The 1,377-nt window shown below is 63.8% G+C and carries 1 protein-coding gene and 1 pseudogene; both read right to left on the reverse strand.

The genetic code is table 11. The features are described from left to right. Positions 1-374: 374 nt before the first annotated feature. The gene (locus BKY27_RS19550) at positions 375-848 is read right to left on the reverse strand and encodes a hypothetical protein (RefSeq protein ID WP_071676127.1); all 474 of its coding nucleotides are present in this window, start codon (positions 846-848) and stop codon (positions 375-377) included. Positions 849-948: 100 nt separating this feature from the next. Further along, a pseudogene (locus tag BKY27_RS19555) lies at positions 949-1,377 on the reverse strand (DNA-binding protein); the annotation flags it as partial.

The following is a 1,377-nucleotide window of genomic DNA, read 5'->3' on the forward strand; positions in this document are numbered from 1 at the left end:
GTCTGGGAGGCGGGGGACCATCCCCCGCGCGACAGGACCCCGCAGGCCCGAAGACTGGCTGACATCACCGGGTGCGTTCGGCTTGCCCGAATCCACCCGGCGGCCCGGGTTCGCCCGTAGTCCGACCCCTCGCGGGTTGATCTCGAAGACGGGATTCGGGGCAAGGAAGGGAATGGCGAGCGGGGGACGGTCCCCCAACGTCAGGAGCCGGTTGTCCCGCTGATGCTTTGGACACCGCCCGCCTCCCGGGCAGGCTCTTGGTTGAAAACGTCCTTCCTTGGGGATGGTTCCTTTGGCGCCCCGCGAACTCAAAAGACAAGGTTGTGATGGTTGAGAGGCCCGCGCTTGGACGGGCCCCTCGGTTTCAATTGGGCTCAGGCGGCCAGGTCCGCGCCCCCTGCCCTTTCGCCCTCTTCATCGCCGACGATTTCAAGTCGCACATTGCGATATCCTTCCTTGGCGATCCAAAGCTCGGCCGCGGTGATGGATTCCGCCAGATGCAGCAGCTCGGTGTTGCCGCTGAAGTCGAGGAGCACGCGCACCTGCCCGGGCTTCGGCTCCTCGGCCACCTCGAAGACCAGGGCGCTGTCAGCCGAATGGCTACGCATGATGGTCACGAGGATCACCCCGTCCGAGGAGAAGTTACCCTCATGCAGCGTGAACGACGCGGGAGCCGTCCAGGTCGGAGAGGGCCGGGGTGGTTCCTTTTTCACAAGACGGCCAACGCCGTTCGAGCGCTCCCAGGCTGCAAGCTTCTTGGTGAAGCGTGCCGGCGGCTTGGGACTGCCGTCGGTGTAGCGAATGAGCGCCCCGAGGGGGGCGGTGTCGATGATGGTTGTTGCAGACATGATTCCTCATTCCGAATGCGAGTAATCGCACTCATATTATTGATATTGTTATGTTATAGGGTGATTTGGGGGCAGAATCTCCGCCCCCCTCTGGATCACGTTATTCCGCGGCCAGCATCGACGCACCTTGAGCAGGCAGGTCATCCGTCAGGAATGCAGGAAGGTCAGCTTCACTGACGCTGTCAGCCGCTTCGGCATCCGCCCCCTGCCCTTCGGCATGGTCCTCATCGTCCAGCGCCACGAGATCGTTCCGGCGCAGGACCTCGGGCAACCAGCCGCTGCCCTTCAGCAAGCGCTCGGCCTCACTGGCCATCTCGCCTTTCTTCAGGTGATCGAGGAGTTGGGCAGTCCCCTCCCCTTTCGCCTCGCGCACGGCCTCGAGGATACGGGCCTTGGGCACGCGGTTGAGATAGGTGTCGACGGTCGGTTCCCAGCCCGCCTCGACCATGTCGAGATCTGTGGCACGCGCCACGAGATCGGAATGCGCCATCCGCCGGGTCAGACCGCCAGCGGAAATGCCTGCCCCGTA

The sequence above is a fragment of the Nioella nitratireducens genome, assembly GCF_001879715.1.
Lineage (GTDB): Bacteria > Pseudomonadota > Alphaproteobacteria > Rhodobacterales > Rhodobacteraceae > Nioella > Nioella nitratireducens.

Bases quoted from the DNA above. Each gene is read 5' to 3' on its own strand.
- BKY27_RS19550 (WP_071676127.1), bottom strand. From the start codon at position 848: ATGTCTGCAACAACCATCATCGACACCGCCCCCCTCGGGGCGCTCATT.